The organism is Streptomyces sp. NPDC005070, assembly GCF_053600395.1.
In genome coordinates, this window is the sequence record NZ_JBSFZS010000212.1 from 1 (window position 1) to 7,325 (window position 7,325).

Annotated in this window: 7 protein-coding genes; 4 read left to right on the forward strand and 3 right to left on the reverse strand. The window is 73.3% G+C overall.

Features of this window, described 5'->3' with window-relative positions; translation table 11 throughout:
- The first annotated feature begins 110 nt into the window (after window positions 1-110).
- Both ypfJ and ACWEBX_RS35715 read left to right on the forward strand, forming a co-directional pair.
- The gene (gene ypfJ, locus ACWEBX_RS35710) at window positions 111-998 is read left to right on the forward strand and encodes a KPN_02809 family neutral zinc metallopeptidase (protein WP_451888918.1); all 888 of its coding nucleotides are present in this window, start codon (window positions 111-113) and stop codon (window positions 996-998) included.
- 108 nt (window positions 999-1,106) lie between these two features.
- Window positions 1,107-1,517: a VOC family protein gene (locus ACWEBX_RS35715; protein ID WP_451888914.1), complete on the forward strand. Its 411-nt coding sequence runs from the start codon at window positions 1,107-1,109 to the stop codon at window positions 1,515-1,517.
- A 42-nt stretch (window positions 1,518-1,559) separates the two neighbouring features.
- Here the strand turns inward: ACWEBX_RS35715 and ACWEBX_RS35720 are convergent, their stop codons facing one another.
- From ACWEBX_RS35720 to ACWEBX_RS35730, 3 genes are all read right to left on the reverse strand, one after another.
- Window positions 1,560-2,969, reverse strand: a complete 1,410-nt coding sequence (locus ACWEBX_RS35720) for a hypothetical protein (protein WP_451888915.1) — start codon at window positions 2,967-2,969, stop codon at window positions 1,560-1,562.
- 168 nt (window positions 2,970-3,137) lie between these two features.
- Window positions 3,138-4,265, reverse strand: coding sequence for an alpha/beta hydrolase family protein (locus ACWEBX_RS35725; RefSeq protein WP_451888916.1), 1,128 nt, complete (start codon window positions 4,263-4,265; stop codon window positions 3,138-3,140).
- A gap of 197 nt (window positions 4,266-4,462) precedes the next feature.
- Entirely contained in the window at window positions 4,463-5,275 is an 813-nt protein-coding gene (locus ACWEBX_RS35730) for a class II aldolase/adducin family protein (RefSeq protein WP_451888917.1), read from the reverse strand.
- 503 nt (window positions 5,276-5,778) lie between these two features.
- On the opposite strand from ACWEBX_RS35730, the gene ACWEBX_RS35735 reads away from it, so the two are divergent.
- Window positions 5,779-7,020 carry an inorganic phosphate transporter gene (locus ACWEBX_RS35735; RefSeq protein WP_355773357.1) on the forward strand — a complete coding sequence of 414 codons (1,242 nt, stop codon included), beginning with the start codon at window positions 5,779-5,781 and terminating at the stop codon, window positions 7,018-7,020.
- A gap of 20 nt (window positions 7,021-7,040) precedes the next feature.
- On the forward strand, window positions 7,041-7,259 hold the full coding sequence (locus ACWEBX_RS35740) for a hypothetical protein (protein ID WP_326788553.1): 219 nt from the start codon (window positions 7,041-7,043) through the stop codon (window positions 7,257-7,259).
- Window positions 7,260-7,325: the final 66 nt, after the last annotated feature.

Below are 7,325 nucleotides of genomic sequence, written 5' to 3' on the forward strand. Positions count from 1 at the left end.
GTCCGGTCCGGGCGGCCGGGTCCGGGGTCGCCCGTTCGGACCGCGGGCCGGGGCCGGGGGCCCGGGAGCGTACGAGGATGGCGCCACGGAGCGACGAAAGCGGTGTGCTCATGCGGTTCGACGACGACGCCGATCTGGACACCTCCGAGGTGCAGGACGTACGCGGCGGTCGCATCCCCGGCGGCAGGGCGACCATCGGCGGCGGCCTCGCCGGTCTGATCGCCCTGGTCCTCGGGCTGCTCTTCGGTGTGGGTCCCGACCAGCTCGGGCTCACCTCGGACGGCGACCAGCCCGGAGCGACCTCCTCCTCCCTCGCGCAGGTGCGGCGGACCTGTCTGAAGGGGCGGGACGCCAACGCCCGGGAGGACTGCCGGACCGTGGCGGTGGTCAACAGTGTCCAGGCCTACTGGGACCGGGAGTTCGCGCGCCGGGGCGGCACCTACACACGCGCCCCGACGGTGTTCTTCGGCGGCCGGGTCGGCACCGCCTGCGGCACCGCGTCGTCGTCCGTCGGGCCCTTCTACTGTCCCGGTGACCGCAAGGTCTATCTGGATCTCGGCTTCTTCGACGATCTGCGGACGAAGTTCGGCTCCGGCGGGGGACCGTTCGCCCAGGCCTATGTGGTGGCGCACGAGTACGGGCATCACGTGCAGAACCTGACGGGCACCCTGGCCGGCTCGCACGACGGCGTGACCGGCGCGAACAGCAACTCGGTGAAGGTGGAGCTCCAGGCCGACTGCTACGCGGGGGTGTGGGCACGGCACGCGACCACCACACCGTCCTCGTCGGGCAAACCGCTGCTGACCTCGCTGACGGACACCGACATCCGCGACGGTCTGGACGCGGCGGCGGCCGTCGGCGACGACCGGATCCAGGAGCGGTACCAGGGCCGGGTGACGCCGGAGACCTGGACGCACGGGTCGGCCGGGCAGCGGCAGCAGTGGTTCTACCAGGGCTTCATCAGCGGCGACATGGCGCAGTGCAACACCTTCCGGTGAGCGTGACCGTGCCGGGGATCCCGCGGCCGCGGGGCGTTGTCAGTGGCCGGTGCCAGACTGGGCAGCGGATCGGAATCCGGCAGTTTGTGACGAGACGGAGTGATCGGTATGGCTGGCACGAACGGGCGCCCGAGTATCTACCCCTCGATGCTGTACGCGGACGCGAAGGCGGCGATCAGGCAGCTCACGGAGGCCTTCGGCTTCACCGAGCTGGCCGTCTACGAGGGTGAGGACGGCTCGGTGATGCACGCCGAGCTGGTGCAGGGCAACGGCGCGGTGATGCTGGGCTCCAAGGGCCGCGGCGGCCGCTTCGACGAGGCGATGAAGAGCGCGGGCCCCTGCGGGGTGTACGTCGTCGTCGACGACGTCGACGCACACCACCAGCGGGCCGTGGAGCACGGCGCGGAGATCCTGATGGCCCCCACCGACCAGGACTACGGCTCGCGGGACTACATGGCCCTCGACCTCGAGGGCAACATCTGGAGCTTCGGCACCTACACCCCGGAGATAGGCGCGTAGGACCGCCCCGGCTCTCGCCCGAGGCGGTCCCGGCCGGGCCGGTCAGCTCCCTCCGGTGTGCACCTGGAAGGCGGCCCGGCGTACGGCCTTGGCGAGCGCCGGGTCCGGGTGGGCGGCGGCCAGCGCGACCAGCACCTGCACCGTGCGCGGGTGCCCGACCGCGCGCACCTCGTCGAGGAGCGCGGGCACGGTGGGCTGCACCGCGGACTCCAGATGGCGGACCAGGAGCGGGGACTCGCCGTGGTCGGCGACGGCGGCGGCGGTGTCGACCCACAGCCAGGTGGACTCGGCGCGGGTGAGGACCTCGTGGGCGTCCTCGGGGTCGTAGCCGTCGTGCTCGGCGAGCCACAGCAGGGCGTAGGGGCGCAGTGAGGTCTCCTCGACCACCGCGCGCACGTCCGGTTCGGCGGGGGCGCCGACCACGCGCAGCGCCTCGAAGGCGAGGCCGCGGGTGAGGGCGTCCTCGCCGCGGGCCGCGTCGATGAGTTCGGTGACGGCGCCGCCGACCGGACGGGCGGCGAGCCAGGCGCGGTACTCGGCGCGGGCGGCGTTGGGGCGGAGCTGGGCGCAGCCGCGGAGCATGTCCTCGGCGGACTGCTCGATGTTGCCGGCGGGGCTCTGCGCGGCGACGCAGATCTGCTCCAGCTTGACCCACACCGCCCAGCTTCCGAGCGCGGTGAGGGTGGCCTGTCCGTCGCCGTAGGTCAGGGCGCCGACGGAGGCGAGTGCCTGGAGGGCCCATTCGAGGAGCGGGGCGAGGGGGGCGTCCGGGACCTCGGCGGGTTCCGGGGCGGGGTCGGTCGCGGGGTCGGGGCCGTAGGAGATCTCGCAGCGCTCGGTGCGCAGTTCCGTGACGCGCTGCCCGAGCAGGTCGAGAAGCTGGTCCACGGGGACCGGTCCCGCGGAGAGCTGGAGGAAGGAGAGCACCTGGGGCATCGCGGAGACGACCTCGGCGACGGCCGCGGGCTCGCGGTCCACCGGTTCGGGGTACGCGAGGGACCAGGCGTCGAAGAGGGCGACCCAGCCGCGCAGGACGGCGCTGTCGTCGCGGCTCCAGGCGCGCAGCCGCCATCCGGGGCGGGCGTCGCCGCCGTGCACCTCGATGAGGCCGGCCAGGCGTGCGGTGTCCCAGTCGGCGCGGACCTGGACCGGGGTCAGTCCGAGATCCGTCGCGGCCCGCTCGGCGGTCGCGTCGGAGAGGGTGCCCTTGCCGTCGGGGTTCGCGCCGTCGCGCCCCGGGCGCAGGGCGGCGTCGGCCCAGCGCGCCACGCGGGCCGCGTCGGACAGGCCGGTGCGCGCCATGCGGGCGAGTTCCGCGGGCGGCGGTGTGCCTTCCGGCGGGCGCGGTGCGGGGCGGCGGGTGCGGCGCTGGGTCACCGCTCGGGGAGCGGTCGCGAGGGACCGCGGGCTGACGAGTCGGAGCCTGGAGTCGCGCGGGTTACGGGACGTCACGGGTGCAGTCTTGCGGTTGACAGTCCGAAAACCCAAACGGAAGGCCGTCGCGGGCCGCGGGGGCGCTGGGAGCGGGGGCCTCCCGGGGTGCCCGGCGCGCGGGAACGAGGGCCGCGCGGAGTTGTCCGGGACCCAACCGGAAGCCTGTCTCCGCGGCGGCCGGGACACCTACATCAGAGGGGTGAGGAACCGGCGCAGGGCTTCTTCGTAGGTCGCCGGGTCGGCGTTCCACATGGCGCCGTGCGGGGCGTTCGGGACGGTGTGCAGGGTGACCAGGTCGGGCCGGCTCGCGGCGAGGCGGCGGGAGGCGCCCCAGGGGGCGATGCCGTCGTCGGGGCCGTGCACCAGCAGGGTGGGCACCTTGACCTGGTCGGGGTGCGCGGCGTGGGCGATGCGGTCTCCGCGTACGCCGGTGCGGCCCTGTGCGGCGCGCACGGCGAGCGGCAGCAGGAAGCCCGGGGTGTGGCGGGCGCCGGCGAGGGCGCGCAGCGTGGTCTCCCAGTCGAGGACCGGTGAGTCCAGGACGAGCCCGGAGATGCGCTCGCGCAGCGCGGAGTGGGCGGCGGCACGCAGGGCCATCGTGGCGCCGGTGGACCAGCCGTACAGGACGACCCGCTCGGCGCCGAACCGCACGGCGTACCGGATGGCGGCGTCGAGGTCGCGCCACTCGGTCTCGCCGAGGTGGTTCAGGCCGTCGGGCGGGCGGGGGGCGCCGAGGTCGCCCCGGTAGGCGAGGTCGAGGACGGGGAAGTGCCGGCCGTTCAGGAACCTCATCAGGTTCATGGGGTGTTCCCGGGTGCTGCCCAGGCCGTGCACGGTGATGACCCAGGTGTCGCGGACCGCGGGCACGAACCAGGCGGGTAGTGCGCCGAGTTCGCCGGGCACGTCGACGTCGGCGTGTTCGAGTCCGAGGGCGGACCCGGGGTCGCCGACGTAGAGGTTCGGGGTCAGCCACACCTTGTCGCCGGGCTCCAGGGAGCCGTGCGTGACGCGTTCCAGGCTGCGTACGACGGTGTCGGCGGTGTGGGGCACGGAGTTCTGGAGGGGACCGACGACCGCGTGCGAGCCGTCGCCCGCGAGGCCGTAGGTTCCCGGGCGCCGGGACGCGAGGGCCCTGGTGAGGGTGATTCCGCCCGACGTCGTGGCGTGCACGGTGAGCCGGGGCTCGGTGGGCAGGGGCTTGCCGGGCCTCGTCTTCAGCGCGGCGTCGCTGGCGAACCGGCCCGCCGCCACGGAGGCCGCGCCCGCGGCTATGGCTACGGTGACGGCCGCTGCCGTGGCTCTTAGGGTGCGCACTCGACCAGTTTCCCGGGGGACCCGGCCATCGGCCAGCGGGAGCGCCTCAAGGGGTGACGGACGACGCCCACGGCCCCTCCGCAGCGGGACGGCACGGACGGGGGGCGGGACCGCGCGGAAGGGCGTGGTGCGGTGCGCCGGGCCTGGTGCGGTGCGCCGGGCGTGGTGCGGGGACGGGCCTGGTGCGGGGACGGGCCTCAGGTCTGCTGGCCGTAGCCCCGCAGGCGCTCGCCGGCTTCCTCGAGCTGCGCCGGGGAGAGCAGAGCGGGGGTGAGGCCCGGGACCGAGGCGGTCAGGAGCCAGACGCGGCACATCCATTCGAGCTGGGCCGTGCGGTCGTACGCCTGGTCCAGCGAGGCACCGTGGGCGATGGTGCCGTGGTTGCGCAGGAGGCAGGCGGTGCGGCCGGCCAGGGCCCGGAGGGTGTGCTCGGCCAGCTCCGGTGTGCCGTAGGCCGCGTAGGGGGCGACGCGGACCGGGCCGCCGAGGGCCGCCGCCATGTAGTGGACGAGCGGCAGTTCGGGGACGAGGAGCGAGACGGCCGTCGCGTGCGGTGCGTGGGTGTGGACGACGGCCCGTGCTTCGGTCGCGCGGTACACCGCGAGGTGCATGGGCAGTTCGCTGGTCGGGCGCAGCGAACCGAGCACCTGCCGGCCGTCGAGGGCGACGCCGGTGATGTCGTCGTGCGTCAGCCGGTCGTAGGGGACGCCCGTGGGGGTGACCAGGACGGTGTCGCCGACACGGACCGAGACGTTGCCGGACGTGCCGACGACCAGCCCGTCGGCGACCGTGCGCCGGGCCGTGGAGATCAGCTCGTCCCAGGCCCGCCGGAGGCCGTCCCGCCCGTCCGGCGCGGCGGACCCGTGGCGCCCATCGGGTTCGGCGGGTCCATGGGATTCGGCGGGTCCATCGGGTTCGGCGGGTCCATGGGGTTCGGCGGGCCCGGCGGGCTCCCCCGGAGTCCGTGCCCGCTCGGGCCCGCCCGGTGTGTCCTGGTGCCGCTCAGTCATGACGCGATCCTGCCAGCCACCGCTTTTCGCGCACCCCGCGCGGGCGTGCTTCGGGACGGATGCGGGAGGGAGGGGCGGGCCAAGACCCCATGGTTGTATGTGATTTACATCACGTCACATCGATGGAACCCCGCCGTCACCCCGGGCCGGACATTTACCGCGGATCACACCCCGTGGCCGGCCTGCTACGACGCGACAGCACGCGCGCACCCCCACGGAGCGACCCCCTCGGACCATCGGGTGCTGTGACGACGGCTACAACCTGCGGGTGACGCGGATCTCACCACGCAAACCCACCCCGAACCGAACGATTCATCCGAGGCGCCGACCCCAAGCGGAGTACGGAATTCCCTATCCGTTCGAAGCCGTCGCGTCGCGCCTCGACACAAGCGGAATGGCGATCCACCGTTCAGGACACCATGCAGCCCGACCCAGTTCATCTTCCGTTCACCCAGGTTGCCTACGGTCCACCTGCCACTGACGTCCAACAGAAGCCTGGGTAAATGGAACACATCACGCTCCTCCTCGGAATCGTGATCGTCACCGCTCTCGTGTTCGATTTCACGAACGGTTTCCACGACACCGCCAACGCGATGGCCACCACCATCTCGACCGGCGCACTCAAGCCCAAGGTCGCGGTGGCCATGTCCGCCGCCCTCAACCTTGTCGGCGCGTTCCTCTCCGTCGAGGTCGCCAACACGATCTCCAAGGGCCTCGTCGACGAGACAGGCATCCGGCCAGAGGTGATCTTCGCCGCGCTCGTCGGCGCGATCCTCTGGAACCTGGTGACGTGGCTCGTCGGACTCCCGTCCAGCTCCTCGCACGCCCTCATGGGCGGCCTGGTCGGCGCCACCATCGCCTCCGCCGGTACCGGCGCCGTGCACGGTGACGTCCTGGTCGGCAAGGTGCTTCTGCCCGCTGTCGCCGCCCCGATCGTCGCCGGTCTGGCCGCCATGCTCGCCACCCGGCTGTCGTACAAGCTGAGCGGCGGCGCCGACACCAAGGCCACCAAGAAGGGCTACCGCGCCGGCCAGATCGCCTCCGCGGGCCTGGTCTCGCTGGCCCACGGCACCAACGACGCGCAGAAGACGATGGGCATCATCACCCTGGCCCTGGTCGCCGGTGGCGCCGTCGCTCCCGACTCGGACCCGCCGGTCTGGGTCATCCTCTCCGCCGGTCTCGCCATCGCGCTCGGCACCTACCTGGGCGGCTGGCGCATCATCCGCACGATGGGCAAGGGCCTGACCGACCTTCAGCCGCAGCAGGGCTTCGCCGCCCAGACCAGCGCGGCGACGGTCATCCTGGCCTCCTCGCACATCGGCTTCTCCCTCTCCACCACGCACTCGGTCTCCGGTTCCGTGATGGGCGCGGGTCTCGGCCGCAAGGGCGGTGTGGTCCGCTGGTCCACCGCCACCCGCATGGTCGTCGCCTGGGTCCTCACGCTGCCCGCCGCCGCCCTGGTCGGCGCCGGTGCCGAGTGGGTGACCGGTTTCGGTGCCTGGGGCACCGCGCTCGTCGCCGCGTTCCTGGTCGGCTCCAGCTTCGCGATCTGGCGCCGCTCGCGCCGCGAGGTGATCGACCACAACAACGTGAACGACACCGAGGAGCCCGCCGGTGTGGTGACGCAGGCCATCGCCGCCGTCACCCCGCCCCCGGCCGGCACCGTGGCCGAAGGCCTCACGGCCACCATCCCGGCTCCGGCCGAGCCCACGGTGAACCCGTCGGCGCCGTCCCGAGTGGCCTGAGAACCGAAGGAAGAAACAGCATGAGCATCGACTGGTCAGCCCTCGGATCCGTCTTCGGGGTCAGCCTCGGAGTGACCGTGGCCCTCGTCGCCCTCTTCACCCTCGGCGTCGCCGGCCTCTCCAAGAAGGAGTCCGCCCAGGGCGGTTCCGCGGTCGCGGCGGCCACCGGCGCGTACGTCTGCTTCGCGGCCTGCGCCGCGGCGGTGGCGTACGGCATCTCCCTGATCATCACCAAGTAGCCCGGCGGCGGCCCGGAACCGGGCTGCGCCGAGCGGTACCGCGCGTGGGGTGCGGGACGGATCACC

Bases quoted from the DNA above. Each gene is read 5' to 3' on its own strand.
- ACWEBX_RS35715 (WP_451888914.1), top strand. From the start codon at position 1,107: ATGGCTGGCACGAACGGGCGCCCGAGTATCTACCCCTCGATGCTGTAC.
- ACWEBX_RS35730 (WP_451888917.1), bottom strand. From the start codon at position 5,275: ATGACTGAGCGGCACCAGGACACACCGGGCGGGCCCGAGCGGGCACGG.
- ACWEBX_RS35740 (WP_326788553.1), top strand. From the start codon at position 7,041: ATGAGCATCGACTGGTCAGCCCTCGGATCCGTCTTCGGGGTCAGCCTC.
- ypfJ (WP_451888918.1), top strand. From the start codon at position 111: ATGCGGTTCGACGACGACGCCGATCTGGACACCTCCGAGGTGCAGGAC.
- ACWEBX_RS35735 (WP_355773357.1), top strand. From the start codon at position 5,779: ATGGAACACATCACGCTCCTCCTCGGAATCGTGATCGTCACCGCTCTC.